This is a genomic window from bacterium (Candidatus Blackallbacteria) CG13_big_fil_rev_8_21_14_2_50_49_14 (assembly GCA_002783405.1).
GTDB lineage: Bacteria > Cyanobacteriota > Sericytochromatia > UBA7694 > UBA7694.
The window spans coordinates 53905-72894 of sequence record PFGG01000011.1; the positions used below are offsets into that span (position 1 = coordinate 53905).

20 protein-coding genes are annotated in these 18990 nt (G+C 48.7%); 13 read left to right on the top strand and 7 right to left on the bottom strand.

Going from position 1 to position 18990, the window contains the following annotated elements:
* Positions 1 to 9: 9 nt before the first annotated feature.
* From COW20_02380 to COW20_02400, 5 genes are all read right to left on the bottom strand, one after another.
* On the bottom strand, positions 10 to 1827 hold the full coding sequence (locus tag COW20_02380; protein ID PIW50369.1) for a hypothetical protein: 1818 nt from the start codon (positions 1825 to 1827) through the stop codon (positions 10 to 12).
* Positions 1824 to 3002, bottom strand: coding sequence for a hypothetical protein (locus COW20_02385; GenBank protein ID PIW50370.1), 1179 nt, complete (start codon positions 3000 to 3002; stop codon positions 1824 to 1826). Before COW20_02385 ends, COW20_02380 begins: the two co-directional genes overlap by 4 nt.
* A complete protein-coding gene (gene recO, locus COW20_02390; protein PIW50371.1) occupies positions 2999 to 3799 on the bottom strand; it encodes a DNA repair protein RecO in 801 nt (266 codons plus the stop codon). Before recO ends, COW20_02385 begins: the two co-directional genes overlap by 4 nt.
* Positions 3765 to 4052 carry a hypothetical protein gene (locus COW20_02395; GenBank protein ID PIW50372.1) on the bottom strand — a complete coding sequence of 96 codons (288 nt, stop codon included), beginning with the start codon at positions 4050 to 4052 and terminating at the stop codon, positions 3765 to 3767. Before COW20_02395 ends, recO begins: the two co-directional genes overlap by 35 nt.
* Positions 4053 to 4203: 151 nt before the next feature.
* Positions 4204 to 5556: a hypothetical protein gene (locus COW20_02400; protein PIW50373.1), complete on the bottom strand. Its 1353-nt coding sequence runs from the start codon at positions 5554 to 5556 to the stop codon at positions 4204 to 4206.
* A 319-nt stretch (positions 5557 to 5875) separates the two neighbouring features.
* Between COW20_02400 and ftcD the strand changes: the two genes are divergently transcribed.
* The 3 genes from ftcD to COW20_02415 all read left to right on the top strand — a co-directional run bounded on the left by ftcD (position 5876) and on the right by COW20_02415 (position 8162).
* Positions 5876 to 6778: a glutamate formimidoyltransferase gene (gene ftcD / locus COW20_02405; protein PIW50374.1), complete on the top strand. Its 903-nt coding sequence runs from the start codon at positions 5876 to 5878 to the stop codon at positions 6776 to 6778.
* Between the two features lie 34 nt (positions 6779 to 6812).
* Positions 6813 to 7742: a hypothetical protein gene (locus tag COW20_02410; protein ID PIW50375.1), complete on the top strand. Its 930-nt coding sequence runs from the start codon at positions 6813 to 6815 to the stop codon at positions 7740 to 7742.
* Between the two features lie 168 nt (positions 7743 to 7910).
* Positions 7911 to 8162 (top strand): ATP F0F1 synthase subunit C, encoded by a 252-nt coding sequence (locus COW20_02415; protein ID PIW50376.1) that lies wholly within the window; start codon positions 7911 to 7913, stop codon positions 8160 to 8162.
* Between the two features lie 204 nt (positions 8163 to 8366).
* Here the strand turns inward: COW20_02415 and COW20_02420 are convergent, their stop codons facing one another.
* On the bottom strand, positions 8367 to 8996 hold the full coding sequence (locus COW20_02420) for a hypothetical protein (GenBank protein PIW50377.1): 630 nt from the start codon (positions 8994 to 8996) through the stop codon (positions 8367 to 8369).
* 252 nt (positions 8997 to 9248) lie between these two features.
* Here COW20_02420 and COW20_02425 point away from each other — a divergent pair, with 252 nt between their 5' ends.
* The 7 genes from COW20_02425 (at position 9249) to COW20_02455 (ending at position 17476) form a co-directional block, all read left to right on the top strand.
* Positions 9249 to 10556, top strand: coding sequence for a hypothetical protein (locus COW20_02425; GenBank protein PIW50378.1), 1308 nt, complete (start codon positions 9249 to 9251; stop codon positions 10554 to 10556).
* Positions 10557 to 10660: 104 nt separating this feature from the next.
* Positions 10661 to 12256 (top strand): NADH-quinone oxidoreductase subunit L, encoded by a 1596-nt coding sequence (locus tag COW20_02430; protein ID PIW50379.1) that lies wholly within the window; start codon positions 10661 to 10663, stop codon positions 12254 to 12256.
* Complete coding sequence (locus COW20_02435; GenBank protein ID PIW50380.1) at positions 12249 to 13553, top strand: NADH-quinone oxidoreductase subunit H; 1305 nt, start codon at positions 12249 to 12251, stop codon at positions 13551 to 13553. Before COW20_02430 ends, COW20_02435 begins: the two co-directional genes overlap by 8 nt.
* An 85-nt stretch (positions 13554 to 13638) precedes the next feature.
* A complete protein-coding gene (locus COW20_02440; protein PIW50503.1) occupies positions 13639 to 14100 on the top strand; it encodes an NADH-quinone oxidoreductase subunit I in 462 nt (153 codons plus the stop codon).
* Positions 14097 to 14753, top strand: a complete 657-nt coding sequence (locus tag COW20_02445; protein PIW50381.1) for a hypothetical protein — start codon at positions 14097 to 14099, stop codon at positions 14751 to 14753. Before COW20_02440 ends, COW20_02445 begins: the two co-directional genes overlap by 4 nt.
* Before the next feature lie 107 nt (positions 14754 to 14860).
* Positions 14861 to 15052, top strand: a complete 192-nt coding sequence (locus COW20_02450; protein ID PIW50382.1) for a hypothetical protein — start codon at positions 14861 to 14863, stop codon at positions 15050 to 15052.
* A gap of 72 nt (positions 15053 to 15124) precedes the next feature.
* A complete protein-coding gene (locus COW20_02455) occupies positions 15125 to 17476 on the top strand; it encodes a penicillin-binding protein (GenBank protein PIW50383.1) in 2352 nt (783 codons plus the stop codon).
* Between the two features lie 9 nt (positions 17477 to 17485).
* Here COW20_02455 and COW20_02460 read toward each other — a convergent pair whose 3' ends face one another.
* Positions 17486 to 17836 (bottom strand): hypothetical protein, encoded by a 351-nt coding sequence (locus tag COW20_02460; GenBank protein ID PIW50384.1) that lies wholly within the window; start codon positions 17834 to 17836, stop codon positions 17486 to 17488.
* Between the two features lie 107 nt (positions 17837 to 17943).
* Between COW20_02460 and COW20_02465 the strand changes: the two genes are divergently transcribed.
* From COW20_02465 to COW20_02475, 3 genes are read left to right on the top strand one after another with little or no spacing between them, the layout of a single operon-like run.
* Positions 17944 to 18177, top strand: coding sequence for a hypothetical protein (locus COW20_02465; protein ID PIW50385.1), 234 nt, complete (start codon positions 17944 to 17946; stop codon positions 18175 to 18177).
* Between the two features lies 1 nt (position 18178).
* A complete protein-coding gene (locus COW20_02470; GenBank protein PIW50386.1) occupies positions 18179 to 18574 on the top strand; it encodes a hypothetical protein in 396 nt (131 codons plus the stop codon).
* 38 nt (positions 18575 to 18612) lie between these two features.
* Positions 18613 to 18978, top strand: a complete 366-nt coding sequence (locus COW20_02475; GenBank protein ID PIW50387.1) for a hypothetical protein — start codon at positions 18613 to 18615, stop codon at positions 18976 to 18978.
* Positions 18979 to 18990 lie beyond the last annotated feature (12 nt).

Genomic DNA, 18990 nt, shown 5'->3' on the forward strand with positions numbered 1-18990 from the left:
ATCTTCTCACTACCAGGTACGCAAAAAACGCTTGTTGATTTCCTGCTTGGTAAATTTCAACAAAATCGGGCGGCCATGGGGACAGGTATAGGGGTTTCGGGTTTCAGACCAATTTTTAACGATGGTCTGCATTTGCTCCAAACTCAGCGGGTCACCTGCTCGAATCGCACTGTGGCAGGCGATGGTTTTGCACAGCCTGTTAAAGGATTCCAAATGCGCTTTGGCCACGCCGGTTTCACGCAGTTCCTGCAAAAGATCGCGAAAGGTCGCCTCGGCCTGGGTAATCCGCAGACAATGGGGCAGGGCCCGAATCGCAATCGAGGCAGGGCCATAGGCCTCCCATTCAAAGCCCGCCCGCTCAAAAACTTCGCGATGCTCTTCTAAAAGCCCGCGATCAATTTCATCGATTTCCATCACCACCGAGATCAAAAGCGGTTGGCTGAGAATTTTTTCAGACTCAATCAACTGCTCGTAAAGTGCGCGCTCTTCAGCCACGTGTTGGTCGATCAAAGCCAGACCATTGCCGTAATGCGCCACAATATACGTATAATCACAGGCCTGCCCAATCGCTTTGACTGGTTCCAGGGGCGGCCCACCAGATTCCACGGGCCGGGGAGTGGGCGTGATTTCCAGTTCTGGCAAGCTAAAAACCTGAGGCGCACGCTCAGGAATCACGGGGGCCTGCCAGACGGCATAACTTGCAGCCGATTCTTTCATGCGCTCTGCAGGGGCAGGATTCGCAAAGGGTGGGGTTTCGTCCTCGCTGTCTATCAGGGCGGGGGGTAAAGCAACAGGAGCCGATTGAATCTCAGGTGCGCCAATTGAAGTCTGGCGTTCAAAATGATAGCGGGAAAGGGAACCCTGAATGCCTTCGCGCAAAAGCGTGTAAATCTGGCTGAAGTGCTTAAATTTCACTTCCTTTTTGGTGGGGTGTACATTGACATCGACATTGCCAGCGGGAATTTCCAATTGCAGAATCGCAACCGGAAAATTCTTGCGCGGCACCAAATCGGCATAGAGGTCATCGAGCAGTTTGCTGATACCAGGCACCTTGACCCAGCGCCGGTTCACAAAAAAGAACTGGTAATTGCGATCGCGGCGCACACAATCAGGGTAACTGAGAACGCCCCTCAATTGCCCCCCCTGGGTTTCATGGCTGACGCTATAAAGTGAATCAGCCAAGTCTTTGCCAAAGACCTGACGCACGACCCCGCTGAGGTCATTTTTGCCGGTTGTGTGCAAAACGGTTTTGCCCTTTTTGACAAACTTAAAGCCGATTTCTGGCAAGCCCAAAGCAAAGGCCTGCATCAACTGTTGAATATACCCCAGCTCTGTGGTTTCGCTGCTCAAAAATTTGAGACGGGCGGGGGTATTAAAAAACAAATCACGAATGGTCAAACTGGTGCCTACGGGCCCCCCTGCAGGACTGTCCTCAAGCACTTCACCGCCCTGAATCACCAAGCGACGGGCGATTTCCTGATCAGCGGTGCGGCTTAAAACTTCAACCCGCGAAACCGAGGCAATACTGGGCAAAGCCTCGCCACGAAAGCCCATGGTTTCAAGGCTCCAGAGATCTTCAAAACTGAGCAGTTTGCTGGTCGCGAAGCGCTGAAAGGCAAGGGCCACACTATCGGCAGGAATGCCCGCGCCATTGTCTACCACCCGCAGAAATCGCCCGCCCTGATCGACTTCAACCTGAATAAAACTGGCGCCACTGTCGAGCGAGTTTTCCACCAGTTCTTTGATCACCGAAGCCGGTCGCTCCACCACTTCGCCAGCGGCAATCTGGTTGGCGACCTGGGTATCGAGCAGACGAATCGGGTTCATGAATCGCGACGCGCCATCAAGCGTACATTCAGGGTAACCGGTTTGCCCCGTCCCCCCTTCAGAACCGTCAGTTTCAGAGAGTCACCCACCCGTTTGCGGGTTTCTAAATAATTCATCAGGTCATTTTCAGCTTTGACGGGTTGTCCATCCACGGCCAGAATAATATCTCCGCCCAAATAGACTTCGTAATTGCCCAAATAGACCTTTTGATTGCCCCCTCTCAAACCAGACTGAGCGGCGGCTCCGCCGGGATAGGTCTGCATGACCATCAAACCCGAAGAAACCGGCAGTTTCAAGACCTGCGCCAGACGTGGGCTAAGCGCCAAGACACTGACCCCCATCCACGGATATTGGGCTTTGCCATATTTCAGCAAATCAGGGATAAAGCGCTTGACCGTATTGATCGGAATCGCAAAGCCCACCCCGACAGACCCTCCGGAAGGACTGTAAATCAAGGTGTTCACCCCTATAACCCGACCCGAGGAATCAAACAGGGGGCCGCCGGAATTGCCGCTGTTGATCGCTGCATCGGTCTGAATCAGATCCGACATCACGCGTCCTTCTTCAACCTGAATCTTTCGCCCCAGCGAACTGACCACCCCCGAGGTCATGGTCTGGCCCAAACCAAAGGGATTGCCAATCGCAACCGTGGTCTGGCCGACCTGTAAATTGGCTGAGTCCCCTAAATTAACAGGGTTCAACATATTTTGCGGGGCTTTGACCTTGAGAATAGCCAAATCACTGCGCTGATCAAACCCGACCAAATCGGCGGGATAGGAGTGTTCCATATTGCCAAAGGCCACGAAAAAGCGCTGCGCGCCATTGACCACATGAAAATTGGTGACCACATGGCCTGATTTATCAATCACAAAACCCGAACCGGCGCCTTCACTGGGAACCAGTTCCATAAAATAATTGTATTGAAAGGAACGGGTGGTGACGTTGACGACCGAACTGCTGACCCGTTTGTACAGGTTGATAATCTGCTGTTCCTGACTCATGCCAGAAGCGGCAAAGGCGGGGGGCGTATTCAAACCCGCCATGGTCGGTACGGCTCCGGTAGCCGCCTGATCCTGGGTGTGATTGAGTTGCAGATAGCCCAGAACCAATGCGCCGCCCGCCAATCCGGCCAATGCAAATCCCAAGGTCTGTTTATAGAGTTTATTGTTTTTCATGGTTTCCTCATTTCTTTCGAAACAATTGCCTCCAGGGAGGTTTCCTGGAGAAAAGAGAGTGCTTTCATCGGTTTTTCAGCCAGTAATTCAAGATAATTCTGAAGCATGGTTTGGATTTGTTTTAAAGCAATGTGTTTTATTTCAGGAACCCCCGTCGGAGGTTCAGCCGAGGCTTGTAAATCACGTATTGTGGCTACTTGCTCATAGCTCAGAAACTGACTGCTTTGTTTGCGTTTACAATCCTCACAACGCAAACCCCCTTCCAGGGTATCAAAAAAGTGGTAATCTCGGGGGCGAAAGTCAATTTCACAGCCTCTGCAAAATTCCCAATCCTGTTCATAGCCCAATTCATAGAGCAGATGCAATTCAAACCAGATCAAGAGGGTGAGCGGATCTGTGCCCGAAGAGAGCGCTTCAAGGGCATGCAAAAGCATCACAAACAGATATTCGTTGGGATCTTCTTCCTGACAGAAAGTAGCCATGATTTCACCCAAAGCCAGGGCGTGGGTTAAGGCGTCATAATCACGGGTTAAACCCGGAAAACTATGCAGAGAATCGCATTGGATGATTTTATGCAGATTGCGGCCACGCTCTAAAAGGACATGGTTACAGCGCAACAGATCCAAATGCCCCGCCAATTTACTCTTGGGGCGGCGTACCCCTTTGGCAACAGCTCTTAAAAGACCGTATTTACGACTGAAGAGCACAATCACACGATCATGCTCATTAAAATCGTAATGTTTGAGGGCAAAAGCCTCTACTTCAAACGGATGCCGGTTGGGCGGCAAGTTCGACATGATCGACAATTCCTACAATCACGCAACGAATCGGGGCATTTTCATAGTGCAGGATTTGCCTTGAAGAGGTTCCCTCTTCAAGCAGGAGCACTTTATCGCCAATCCCGGCTTGAACCTGGTCAACGGCAATGACCTGTTCGCCCTGGTCTTCTCCATAGGGATCAATCGGCTGAACCATGAGCAATTTACGGCCATTCAGGGCCTGATGCTTGACAGTCGCCACTACGCTTCCAATCACTCGTGCCAATCTCACGGCTAGCTCCTTCGCTGAATATTTTCTGTTGACCTATTGTATCCCAGATCACTTCGGTTCCCAAGAGGAAGGGAAAGATATCTTGGCTTTCTGACAAAAAATACAATCGCCGGGAACCAGTCCCGGCGATCGATGATTGAATCAGTTCAGACTAACGAGCAGTGTAAGCCTTCAGGAAGTCGCCCCAACCTTTGGTTTCGGCGAAACGAACCTGGCTGACGTCGTCATAACGACGATTGTAGCTCATGGTAGAAGTGGGGAAGTAAACCTGTACGCCAGTAGCACCTGCTACTTTTGTGCCATAGTGTCCTTCACGGATCACGATTTTGTTCATGGCGTCAACCACTGCAGCACCGCTACGGGCACCCGCAAATTTGCGCATGAAGTCACCGAAATCAGCAGCATCGCGGTTGTAGAAAACTTGAGTTTTGCTACGTGCAGCATCGATAGCGGCTTTATTCGCAGGCAGGCCAGCTTTCAGTTCAGCGGCGAAGGCATTCAGAGCAGGTACAAACACATCAGCTACAGCGTTGATATCCAGAGCAGCCAGTGTTACGTCACGGCCATACTGAGAACCACCGGGGCTGTAAGAAGCTTTGTAGGTGTCTACCATGACAGTAGCCAGTTCAGTGGGGCTCATGCCAGGATTCTTGGCCAAAGCGCCGATATAGTGTTCGTAATCCCAACCATCGCCGGGCTCGAGCTCTTCAGAGGCGACCAGAATATTGGCTTGGCCTTTCATCTGGTAAGCAGTTTCAACGTGCTGCATCAGGCAGGTATCAAAACCAAAGATATCGACTTTTTTACCCAGGTTGCGGTTGGCAATTGCCAAAGCAGGGTTCAAATCTTTCAGGTGCATTTCGCCACCGCTATCATCTACAGCGAAGCTCTTAGAAGAAACGCCACGAGCGGGTTGGGTTCCACCAATGGTTTCCATGAAGCTGCCACCGGCAGGATTTTGGCCAGCGCGGAAGATGCCTGAACCATGGTTCCAGATAGAGATAGAGGTATGCTCAGCGGGGAAATTCTTGGTCAGAAAATCAACGAAAGCATTCAGAACTGCGGGATCCCCAGTATCTACTTCTTTAGAAGCAGGGATAACGGCACCTTTATCATCGATCACTTCAGAGATGATATTGCGGTTAACAGGGCCGGGGTCGGGTTTAATACGCAGGATTTTAGAATCGCCGCGGGGGCTGCCATCAAACAGAACGATGATGTCGAGCATTTCAGCAGCGGCAGGATTCATTGCCAAGCCGGCTTCCATTTCGTTCACATCATCAAGTGCTGCGGAATAGAGGTTGTTGTCACCAGCAAGGTGAACAGCCACAGTCCATTTTTTGCCGTTGCGGGGACGTGCGGTGCTGAAAGAGCCAACTTGCGCACGGTTTGCAATGCCTGCGCCTTGAAGACCCGCAACATTAACGGGGCCGCAAGCAGCCATCGTGCCGACGGCAGAGGCCAATGCAGTAAGAGCGGAAACTTTTTTGAGAACCTGATTCATTCGTTTACTACCCTGAACTTTCTTAGTGGTGTTTAAATTGAATTTAAACTTACTTGATTCAATCTTAATATTGTTTTAATCAAATTCACCCCATATCTTGCTAAAAAATACGAGATTTAATTGTAAATAAATATTAAGAATTGCTTCTTGCCTGGCGAAACGCTGTTCAATCCTTGCTTTGCGCCAAGTGAAAATTGGTCCATTCACCTAAACATTCTGACAGGGTGATAAGAGACTCAGCGAATTCAGGCAGATTCAATTCAATGCTAAATTTTAATACAGGCCAAGATCAGAGACAAGGCCCCGAGGAAGGTTTTTTGTGCGTTATACACTTTTAGAATGTGTTCCCAATCTGAGCGAAGGCCGGAATCTACCCGCCTTAAATGGCCTAACTCAAGAATTAAACCAGATCAAAGGGCTTTATTTACTCGATTTCTCTGCAGATGCAGATCATCACCGCTCAGTCTTCACCTTGGCAGGCTCCCCTGAAGCCATTGAGGCCGGTCTGAATCAAATCTATACCTGGAGCCTGAAGCATATCGATTTGCGCAGGCATCAAGGTGCTCACCCCAGAATTGGAGCCGTGGATGTGGCCCCCCTGATTCCCCTGCAAGGCATCAGCACTGAGGAAGCCGTTCAATTTTCACTTGGCCTGGCTCAAAACCTGGCCCAACGCTTTCAAATACCCATTTTCCTGTATGAGTCCTCTGCGCTGCTCAAGCAGCGCACCAATCTCGCTGTTATTCGCAAGGGCCAATTTGAAGGCCTTGCCGAAAAAATGAAGCAGCCCGAATGGCAACCCGATTTCGGTCCTTCTGCCCCTCATCCCCGTTTAGGTGCAACCGCACTCGGCGTTCGCGAGTTTTTGATTGCCTATAATCTTTTTTTTGCGGGTCATCAACTTGAATCAGTCAAAGCCTTGGCCGCCAGCCTGCGCGAAAGCAGTGGCGGACTCAAGGCCGTAAAAGCGCTCGGCCTCTGGTTGCCCAGCCGCCAGCAATGTCAATTGTCGATCAATCTTACCGACTTTCGCCAAACCTCTTTAAAAACCCTGAGTTCAGAAATAAAGACATCTACTCAAAGACTTAAGCTCAGCCCTTTACACGGTGAGCTGATTGGCTTGATACCCCGCGCGGCAAGTTGGCCTGGATTTGAAGCCTGTTTATTGCTCCAAGAAACACGCAACTTCATCTTAGAAGAAGCTTTAAAATCATGTCTTTAAAGATCCGTGATAAAGAGAGGATGACAAGTATCTTCTGGAATGCTATGATCAAACCATCATTTCGCTATGTTTTGACGAATGGAGGCCTCCCATCGAAGCCGCTTCCCTTTCACATATTATTCAGGAAACCCATACGCTTCCTTCCATTCCTGAAGTGGCAAACCGCTTACTTGAAATTCTTCAGGATCCTGAAGCGAGCACACCCGAAATCAGTACGCTGATTGAACGGGATCCCGCATTGAGTATCAAGGTGCTACAACTTGCCAACTCAGCCATGTTCGCTCCTGCCAGCCCTGTTCACTCAATTGAGAGAGCCATTGTCCTGCTCGGTTTCAACACCGTCCGCTTTTTAATTACGGGCGTAGCTGTTTTGCAAGTGGCACAGAAAATGCCTGCCAATGATATTCTGACACCCGAAAACTTTTGGAACTCAGCTTTTCGAGGCGCGGTGATTGCAAAATACCTGGCTGAAATATTTAACTATAGCGAACCCAACGAAGCTTACTTGGCAGGCCTGATTCGAGAAATCGGCCAAATAGCTTTAATTCAGTGCATCTATGAAAAATATCTACAGGTGGTAGAAGCTGCCCGCCAGGCAAAGATACCGGTTGAACTCAAAGAAAAGGAAATCTTGGGTTTCACACATGCTGACGTAGGGGCCTTGCTGGTCGTGAAATGGAATCTAGACGAAAACCTGGCCACGGCGATTGCAGCCTATCCCTTTCCCTCAGATTATCCAGATCTAGAGAAAAAATTTCTTACCGCCTTGCTTTCCTTAGCAGATAAATTGGCCAAGCTGGACAAACCTGAGCTAGAAGATTTTGAAACCTTGCTCAATTCATTGGATCGTCTTGTTCTCCAGGAGCTTGAAAAGTGTGAAGCCTTCGATTTAAATCCCAGTAGCCTCGAAAATGCCTGGAAAGAGATTTTACCGTTGATAGAAAGCGGAAACCCTTTCGCCTAAAGTGTCTTAAGGCAAAATTAACCACATAAAAATAAAGTCTATACTTTATTTTCTCTTGGGACTTGGTTTTGATCCCGAGAGAGGTATGGTATATTGTGTAGAGATTGTAGAAACACACAAATCCTAAAACAACCAAAAAACATACTCTGAAAGGAATATAGAAAGAAAATGGCAGCAGATCCCTCCATTCTGTCCTCTTCTGTTCTTGCCGCAGGTGCTGCAGTGGGTCTTGCCGGTATCGGAGCCGGTATCGGTATGGGCATTTCCACCAGTAAAGCCTTTGAAGGTATGGCCCGCCAGCCTGATGCAGAACCCCAGATTGCCCGTAACATGATTCTCGCCATGGCCTTCATGGAAGCTATCGCTATTTACGGTCTTGTTGTCGCCTTGATTCTCCTCTTTGCCAATCCCTTTAAGTGAAGCACAAAGAGTGCAGCATGATGGCAGGAGAGCAAAACCTGATTCAGGTTGGGTTTAATTAACCCAGGTAACCCTCGCCAGAGCAACAACTGCATTAAACAAAGCATAAAGCCAGCTGAAATTCAGCTGGCTTTTCTTTAGGGTGAAACTTGATCTATGTAAAACAAACGCTGATGCGTTAGCAAACAAAAGAATTTCCAGAATTTATCTGCGGGTTTCCAAAACCTGACCATTCATGGCATCAAAATTCAATTCTGGCATTGGGCTCAGTTGGGGAATTTTCCAAACCAAACGGTGATCCTGATTCATGCTCAAGACCATTTTGGGAACAGGGTAGGGGATCATTTCTGTCACACGCCGTGCTTTCTGAAGCATCAATGAGCTATCCAGACTCCAGGCTCTGACTTCAAGTGGTTCCAAAGCACTCAAGGTACTCTGTTTCAGTTCTTGGGCTGCTAATTTTGTAGTTTCACTGCGTGAAACCACTTGAAAGACCTTGCCTGGCTTTTGGGCCGAAACAAAGGCAAAACTCCAAACCGCATCGATTGGCGCATCATTCAGCCCATTTGAGGATATAAAACGCCCTTCCAAATAAACGGGCTCGGCATGGGCTGACCAACGCTGAGCCATGATTTCAGCCTGGGCATAAACTTCTTTGGCCGTGCCAATCGTAGGACGGGTCGCCTGCTTGCGCGACAAGACCTGTACACGTGCATTTTCAGTCGTTTGAACAAGGGGCATAGGCACTTGAGAACAGGCACTCAAGCCCAATAGGCTCAAGACAGCCAAAATCGAAAGGGCTGATTTCAAATTTTGGGGGTTATGAAACGGCATGGGCACTCCTCAAGCTACGCTTATTCAAACTGTATAAATTTATTATGCCCTAAAGATATTAAATAAAGAATATCTTTAATTTAAAACCGATTGAAGTTTACGATAAGTCACACAGTCATCTCCCTTACCATTGCGAAAAAGAAACCCATCAGGCCAATTCCAGAACACATCCCGATCAGAAAAGGTCGCTCAATCCGATAAAATCGAGGTTGAATTCTTTGTTAAAATGAATCCAGAAGGTCGCTGCAGATAATGAAACTTTGGACTGAAATTCTGTTGGTTTTGCTTTTGATCCTGATCAACGGCTTTTTCTCAATGTCAGAATTGGCTGTCCTTTCCGCAAGGCGCAGCATTTTACAAAAATCCGCCGATAAAGGCAGCCTCGCAGCAAAAACTGCGCTTCATTTTATTCAGGATTCACGGCCATTTCTCGCATCAATTCAAATTGGAATCACTGCAATTGGTATTCTGGCGGGTGTGTTCAGCGGGGCCACCCTGACCCAAGAACTTGAAAAACAACTGAATCAAATCAGCTTGCTCTCTCACTACAGTCAGCCGCTGGCCATGTTTCTGATCGTTCTGGCAATCACCTATTTCAGCTTGGTCTTGGGGGAACTGGTTCCCAAACAGTTGGGGCTCAGACATGCCGAAAAAATTTCTAAATTTGTTGCACTGCCCGTCAAAATCTTGGCCTGGGGATTCAGCCCCTTGGTTCAATTTCTCAACTTTTCGACCGATCGCGTCTTAAAACTCTTCAGACAAACAGGCCCCATACCGAGCAAAATCAGCGAAGAAGAAATTGTCTTGATGTTAGAAGAGGGAAAACACTTTGGCATTTTTTCATCAGAAGCACATCATTTGGTCGAAAGAGCCCTGGATCTGGGGCACGCCTCTTTGGCAGAACTCATGACACCCCGTCGCGAAATGATCTCTCTGCGCCTTGATCTACCTCCATCCGAACTAAAAAAAAAGGTCTTCGAAAGTCTCCACAGTGCTTACCCTGTGTTTGAAAGCCAAGGGGAAAATGTTTTGGGTATTGTCCTGTTCAAGCAAATCTTACCTCTTTTGCTTTCAGACAAAGCATGGGAACTTCAGCACTATCTTCAGAAACCCCTATTTTTACACGCCCATTTAGACACCTATCAAACACTCGAAAAATTCAGACACCATCAGGCCCATACAGCTTTGGTTTTTGATGATTATGGCGAAGTACAGGGCATTGTTTCGCTCTCAGATATCCTGCAAGCCTGGGTACATCATGCCGGAGAAAGGCATTTCCCCTTGATTGAACGCTTACAAGAGGGCTTTTTTCAGGTTCAAGCCACGATTTCACTGGATGCTTTTGGTGAGTATTTTGGTTTAGAGAAAGAATTACAGGCTTTACCAAGCTCAATTCACAGTTTAGCGGGACTGGTTCTTTATCTTTCTGGAAAAATCCCAGAAAAAGGAGAGATCTTCACATGGAAAGGCTTGGAGTTCCTCATTTTAGAAATGAAGGGCCCGCGCTTGGATTTGATCCGGATCCAGGATCTCAGGTTACATGCCCACCGAGCGAAATGAATCAACTGTGGTCAAACCTGGGCCTGTGCTAAAATGTGTGGGATATCCAAAAGAGACACAGTTTTCTTTGATGCATACTTAGAGACAAGAGGCCCTGCGCAACCATGCCGAAAATCATTATCGACTCGGTCGAATACGAAGTCGAAGCCGGACAAAATCTGATTCAGGCCGCCGCCTCAGTGGGCATTACCATTCCACATTATTGTTACCACCCCGGTCTGAGTGTTTCAGGCAATTGCAGAATGTGTCTGGTAGAAGTCAAAGGTCCACGTGGCGTGATGCCCCAAATTGCCTGTAGCACCCCTGTCAGTGAAGGGCTTGAAGTCATGACCACCACTGATACCGTCAAAAAAATGCGCCAAGGGGTCATGGAGTTTTTACTCCTGAACCACCCCATTGATTGCCCGATTTGCGATCAGGCAGGAGAATGCGGTCTGCAGGACTACTATATGGACTATGGCCTGTATACCAACCGCTCCACAGTTCCCAAAGTCAAAAAGAATAAAGTGGTCGATGTCGGCCCCCTGGTCATGCTCGATCAAGAGCGTTGTATCCTCTGCTCACGCTGTGTTCGATTCTGTAAAGAAATTACCCATAGCGATGAACTGGTGATTACTGGGCGTGGTGAAAAATGCAGAATAGATACCTTCCCAGGCAAAAAACTCGACAATCCCTATTCAGCCAATGTCGTGGATATTTGTCCTGTGGGAGCACTGACCAGCAAAGATTTTCGATTTAAAAAACGCGTCTGGTTTCTCAACAGCACAAAGTCTATCTGCACGGGCTGCGCGCGCGGATGCAATATTCAATTGGATCATGAAAAAGGCAGCATTTACCGTTACCGCCCGCGCACCAATCCAGAAGTCAATGCCTATTGGCTCTGCGACGAAGGACGCCTGAGCTATAAATCCTTAAACGAAAACCGACTGCAAAATGCACTGATTCATGGCGAAGCCCACCCCCTTGAAACAGTCCTTGAGCGCGCTCAAGAAGCCATCGGGCACGCCTTGCAAAAATACGGTGAAAAAGCAGTAGCTGGCCTGGCCAGTCCACAAGCCAGCCTTGAAGACAATTTCTGCTTAAAGGCTTTGCTCAGCAAACTCAGCGATACCCCCCAAATTTGGGGGCCCAGTTTTGAAAAATTAGGCGAGGGAGATGATTTCCTACGTCATCCCGACAAAACGCCGAATCAGGAAGGGATTAAATTCTTAGGGATCGATACGGATTATGAGGCCCTGAAAACTGCACTGATGCGCACGGAGATCAAGCTGCTGATCATTCTCGACAATCACTGTCAAAACAATGATTTTGAACATTTGCTTCAAGAGCAACGCCCAACCTTGATTTATCTGGGTTCACACCGTACCCAACTGGCAGAAAAAGCAGATTTCAGTCTGCCCATCACCAGCCATGCTGAACACTATGGCAGCTATATCAACTGTGAGCAGCGCCTGCAGAAAGTTTATCGGGCCCTGCTACCGGTTGCCGAGGTACAAACAGGTTGGCAGAGCCTGAGCCAACTTTTCATGAAAGTCAACAAAAGCCCAGCGTATCAGGATCTGGAAGAGATTTGGAAAGATCTGGCCTCTCAATATGAAGCCCTGAAGGGTCTGAGTTTTTATGAACTCCCGGATGAAGGCCTGTCTCTCAAGCCCACACCTGTCGAAGCTCAAGTAGAGGAGGTCGCACTCCATGATTGATCCCATCATGGCACTGGTCATTTTTATCAAAGCACTTTTTGTCTTGTTGTTTGGTTTATCGATGGTTCCTCTCTTGGTCTGGCTGGAGCGTAAAGTTTCTGCTCTGATGCAGGATCGAATTGGCCCCAACCGAGCCGCGATCGGCTTTATCCGTTTGGGGGGCTTAATTCACCTGATCGCCGACTCACTCAAAATGCTCTCAAAAGAGCAAATCATTCCCAAAGGCGTTCATTTTTTTCACTATATGCTCGCCCCTGTCGTGATTGCGACTGTGGCATTGGTTATTCTGCCCATCGTTCCTTTCGCCGACGTGCTGAAAATCGGGGGCAGAGAAATTCCCATGCAGGTTTTGAATATTGACGCGGGCCTGCTCTGGTATTTCGCCATGACCTCCTTGATGGTCTATGGGGTGGTATTGGCAGGTTGGTCTTCAAATAACAAATTTTCTCTGCTGGGGGGAATGCGTTCCAGCGCGCAGCTCATCAGTTATGAGCTGCCCTTGGGTCTGTCTGTGATCGGGATTGTGATGTTAACCGGCACGGTTCATCTCAATGAAATCGTTCGCCAACAGGGAGACCTTCTGTTTGGCTTTATTCCCAAATGGGGAATTCTGCTCCAACCCTTGGCTGCAATCGTGTTTGTGGTCTGTGCTTTTGCAGAGACCAACCGCGCTCCCTTTGATCTGGCAGAAGGAGAATCTGAACTGGTAGGCGGGTTTCACACCGAATACAGTGGCATGCTCTTCGGCACCTTTTTTATGGCCGAATATGTCGCCATGGTCGTCGCCTCATCCATGATCGTGACCTTGTTTTTAGGCGGCTGGCAAATTCCCTTTATGAACACCGCCTTTTTAATTGAGAAAGCAGCACTGCTCACCCAGGTTTCTTTGGCGGGTGGGGCTGTCGTCTTGCTGGGACTCGCCGTCTATTTATTCCGCTATTACCAAAAACACAGCCATCGCTTCGGCGATCTGCGCGATAAAGAGGCTTTGATTTTTTCAGGTCTTTTGGGTTTGGCGGCCTTGGGTTCACTGGGGCTTTTGGCCCTGATTCTGGCCCTCGGTTTTCCCCAGGAGTGGGCTGGCCCCCTCTTTGCTGCACTGGCGCAAATGGGAATGTTTATTGGCAAACTGATGTTTGTTCTGATTATGTTTATCTGGGTGCGCTGGACACTGCCGCGCTTCCGCTACGACCAGCTGATGTTTCTGGGCTGGAAATCCTTACTCCCTCTCGCCTTGGCAAATATTTTTCTGACAGGCCTGGGAGTCGCACTGACTGGAGGACTCTCAGGAGGCTAGCATGAAAGACGTACCGATCAAAAAAATACCCCGTGAAAAACTGAGTTTTTGGGAAGAAACCTATCTTCTGCCGATCTTCAAAGGCATGTTTCTGACCATGAGCCATTTGGTGAATAATGTTTTGCATGCGGATCAAATGCCTGTGGTCGATTATCCACTGGAACAGAAAACCATGCCCAAGGGCTATCGCGGCAAACACCGCTTAACCCAAAGAGATGACGGCAGCGTCAAATGCGTGGCCTGTATGATGTGTGCAACAGTTTGTCCGGCACTGTGTATCCATATTGAAGCCGAGCAGCATGAAAACCCTGCGATCGAAAAATATCCAAAAGTTTTTGAGATTGATCTCTTGCGCTGCGTCTATTGTGGTTATTGCGTAGAAGCCTGTCCCTGCGATGCCATCCGCATGGATTCAGGTGTTTATACGATTTTCGCAAGCAAACGGGAAGATTTCGTGATCCACAAAGAACAATTATTGCAAATGAGTCCTCAGTACCCTGAAGATGCCCGCCCCAAACAAGGCATGCCTCCGCTGACTGAATCATGAAAAAATTTCGGACCACCCACGAAAGAAAACAAGTCCAGGAAGAAGAACTGGGGCTTCTCTTGGGCGACAAAAACCTCTTGCGCAATACCTTCAGGCATTATATTCACCTGCCTTTGGGCCTGCTCGTTTCAATCTTAATGCTGGCAGCGTCCCGATTAGCAGACAGACCTTGGCTGGCAGAAGAAAATCTGCTTTTTGCTTTTCAAGGGATTTCTGCCATCGCTTTCTTTTTCAGTTTTCAAGCTTGGACAGCTTATCGCAACCACAAACTGCAATTGCGGCATACCCTCAATCGCTATATTGGTTCAGGTGTTTATCCCGCGCTGTTTGGCGGGCTGTTTCTTTACCTCTGTCTGCCCATGGGTCTCTACACTCTCGCCGGAGGATTTCTGATCCTGACGCTATGTCTGGCTTACAGCGCAGGCAAAGCCCCTTTGCAACATCTGGGCCTGATGCGCTACCAAACGCTGACCCTCTTGATTCTGGCTCTCTGTTGGCTACCTCTTTTGGCTCCTTCAGGCCAACCCACCCCACAGGCAGCTCTCTTTCTGCTGATTTGTGCAGGCATCTTGGGGGTTGTCAATCAAACCTATCACGCCCTCTTGCATACGGGTGGAATTACCGCCGAGCAAATTGCCCAGGATCATCATTGAAGGAGTCATATACCCTTTCCTGAATCACTGAGGGTATACTAAAAAAAAGACGTCTTTGGGGCCCAGCCCCCTGAAAGCATATCGAACTTGAAGGAAGTGCTCTGACTATGGATCTCAATCGCAAACTTTGGTCTATCTTTTTTACTGGTCTCGGGCTCGGATTGGGCCTTGGATTCAGTTTCGGACTCTTACAGGCTCCCGACAGTGGCGAGCGTACCCGCCGTAAATTTCAGAAAAAAGCTGAGCGCATCAAGGACAATATGGGAGAACAACTGCGTCATTTTAATTCACGCAACTGAGCCCTTTTTCCAAGCCGCTGATCTTTTTTTTTACAAGTGGCTGAATGGAAAAACAACTGTTGAGCCACAGAAATGAAACCTGATCATAAATTGCCTGCTCCTCTGCCTCCAGGTCTCCAAAAACATGCAAAGGCCAGACACAAAGCCAGCCCTTTGATTGGAAACCGTCGCAAAGCACACCGAAGCATTGATGCTTGGGAAGTGTTCTGGGGAATTCTGCGCTGGAGCTTTCGCCTGCTCATGCTGCCAGTTCTCTTAGGAGCCAGCAGCTTGGGCGGCGCCTATACAGGCATGGCCCTTCGTTTCTCGCAATTGCCTGATGTTTCTGCTCTGCAATATTATGCCCCAATTGAGACTACAGAAATATACGATGATAAAAACCATTTGCTGATGAAGCTCTTCGGTGAAGAAAACCGACGTGTTTTACCTCTGAATCAGGTACCCGACAAAATTCAGCAAGCCGTCATCTCGGCAGAAGATGGCCGTTTCTATGAACACAAAGGCATTGACTGGATTGGCATGGCCCGTGCGCTCAAAGCCAATTTCGATCGCAAAGCAGCAGTTCAAGGGGGCAGCTCGATTACACAACAGATTGTCAAAAATACCTTTTTGACAGCAGAACGCACCCCCCAGCGCAAACTGGCCGAAGCCTGGATGGCCACCGAAGTCGAAAAAAAATTCTCGAAGCATCAAATTCTGGAACTCTATCTCAACCAAGTTTATTGGGGCCACAATGCCTATGGCATCGAAGCCGCCTCACAAACCTATTTCGGAAAATCTGCCCGTTTGTTAAAACTGAATGAAGGTGCCATGTTGGCGGGTATTTTAACCGGCCCAGAAATCTATTCGCCCTACCGAAACTTTAAAGGTGCAGAACACCGTATGCAGCTCACCTTAGAAAGAATGCGAGAGCTGAAATTTATTACGGCAGAAGAATATACCCAAGCCTTGAAAAGCCCTCTCAAGGTGGCGGGGCTTAAAGCGGGCAGTATGCGTTACCCCTATTTCACAAGCTATGTTCTGGCCATGCTGAAAGAAAATTATGGCGATCAAAAAGCACTGAAACAGGGCTTGCGAATTTATACCACCATCAATACCCAATGGCAGGAGCAGGCCGAAAAAGCGCTCAAAGAACATATGAGTCAGCTGAAACGCATGAATGCCGAACAGGCAGCTCTGGTGGCCATCGAGCCACAAACTGGGTTTATACGCGCCATGGTGGGGGGGCGAAACTATTCTGAAAGCCAGTTTAATCGGGCTTGGCAAGCCCAACGCCAGCCAGGTTCTTCATTTAAGCCTTTTGTTTACTTAACGGCTTTCGCCAGAGGCTATACTCCCGGGCATACTGAAATCGATGAACCGATTCAATTCAGGATTGGCACCCGGGTTTGGAAGCCCAAAAATTACAGTGGGGGTTACAGTGGCACCATGACCCTGCAAAGGGCGCTGGAAAGCTCTGTCAACATCATTGCCGTCAAATTGGGAGACAAACTCGGCAATGGCAATATTATCGACACAGCCCATAAATTGGGCATTCGTTCCAGGCTCAAAAACGTACTCTCTTTGCCCCTGGGCCCCAGCGAAGTGAATCCGCTCGAAATGGCCAATGCCTACAGCACGATTGCGCGTGGGGGGCGCTATCTTGAACCCACTCCGATCTTAAGAATTGAAGATCGCTATGGCAATGTGCTCGAAGACAACCGCAACCGCCAGGCAGAGCCGGTTTACAGTGCTGAGGCCAGTTATCAGCTGATCAAAATAATGAAAGGCGTTGTCCTGCGAGGAACGGCACCTGCTGCCAATATTGGCAGGCCCGTAGCAGGCAAAACAGGCACCACCAGTGACCACCGTGACGCCTGGTTTGTGGGTTTCAGTCCCCAGCTCTGTACCGCCGTATGGATCGGCAACGATACGCCCACCCGCATGTATGGGGGGGCCACAGGAGGCACCCTGGCAGCCACTCTCTGGGCCCGTTTTATGCGAGAGGCACATAAAAATTTACCCAAGAAAGATTTTCCAGGCAGTGCAGCAGGTTACCCAGCCATCGTTGCAGCCGCAAAAGCCCCTGAAAACGCTGAAGAAAATACACCACGCTATGAACGCCTGAATGCCAAGAAATATGATCCCGTGGACACTACCAAAATTGATCCAGATGAATTGCCCTCAGTTGATGAGTTATTGCCGATTGCGATGCCATCATCAGCTTTACGCTCCAACCAAAACCTTCCAGCGGGCAGCACTGGCAATATGGATTTGCGGCTCTCGGTTCCAGGTCAAGCTCAAAACAGACAAGAGCCGATGCTTACCCCCCCCAGCAGCCCAAAACCCAGCCAGAGAAAAAACACACGCGTGATCAACGAATTGGATCAACTGATCAAAGAGCTTGAAAAAATGGAGCCCCCTCCGGCGGCTCCTCCCGAATGAGAAACGAACTCAGGGGTCAGGAGTGGTCGTACTGAGATTGTAGATCAGGCGAAGAAATCTGAAAAAAAACGTAAACAACACCAAGGCCAGTGACAAAGGTATCAGATAGGGCGAAAATTTTTCCTGGTTCTGTTTGATTTGATATTGCGCAATTTCAAGTGGGGTGACGGGAGAAGGCTCCGGGCTGGGTTGTTCAGTGGGTAAAACCATCCGTGGTTGATCATAGGCCGGTACGGGTTCAAGAATCAGTCCATCAGCACAGCTGCTTAAAGGCAAACAGATACACAGCAAGAAAAAACCCAGACAACAAGCGGGCAAATATTGCTTCATGATCATGATTAAGGACTTGAACGTGAACATTTTTCAGACATTCTCCTGCACTATCTTAACTGGCGCACTCAAAAAAGAGAATCAGTTGTGCTAGGATTAAATGGAACAATTCCAATCCAGGCCAGGAGATTTGAAAAATGAGTGGGGCCCATCTGCCAGAGGCACAACTGCAGGCCATGCAAAGCAAAGCGGAACGACTGGGATTAGAACTTCCCGAATATGTGCAAATGCTTGAAACCACCTTGGAATCGCTGCAAGCTGGCCCCAATACCTTTGTGAATGCCTATGTCGATCCCCATTTCAGTTTGGCTTTAAATCAGGCCATTGACGCGCAAACCCATTTTCTACGTCATTATGCCCTGGGAGACTAAAATGCGTTATTTAAATTTTGCTGAACTGCTCGCAATCAATTGGCAAATTGCGGCCATGCGCCAAATGCCCTATGGCATCCTCACCCGCAGCGCCGTAGAAGAAGCTCTGGCCCGCCCTCAAACCCGAATAGACGACTATGAACCCTTTGCCTCCGTTTTTGAAAAAGCAGCCGTCCTGCTAGACAGTTTAATGAAAAGCCGTCCCTTTCTGAGTGGCAATATACTGACCGCTCTCTTGGCTGCTGATGTTATGTTGCGTCTCAATGGGGTGTGCTTAAAAACCCAGGAAGAAGATCTCGAACAACTTCAATCCATTTCTTTATTGCAGATGACCATTCCACAAATTGCAGATTGGTTGCAAATGCGCTCAGACGCGCAGACTGCCAATAGCTTATAGTATACTTGTAGTCAGAGGAATTCACAGACAGGAAGCGTATGACAACAACCGCAACAGGCAGAATCGGCTTTGGTGGCAGCGGCTTTGGTCCTGAGTATATTTCAAGACGCAAACGCAGCGTAGAGCACCAGGATGAAAAGCGCGACTCTTCATCTGGTCAAGGGCTGCTGCGACGCAATCCAGAAGAAGACCTTGAAGTTTTTCTTTTTACGGTCAAAGATCCCGTGCGCTCCGCATTAAATCAACTGATGCAAGTGATTCATATCGCTGTTCTGCAAAACCCAACCTCTCGTGAAGAATCCCTCGAAATCGTGTCTGGCCCCTTAGGTTATACTTCCATGAAAGCAGTTCGTCCGGTGGCCTTTATTCCCACCCGCTCTGTCTTTAAGCCCGTTCTACGCTAGGGTATATTCAAT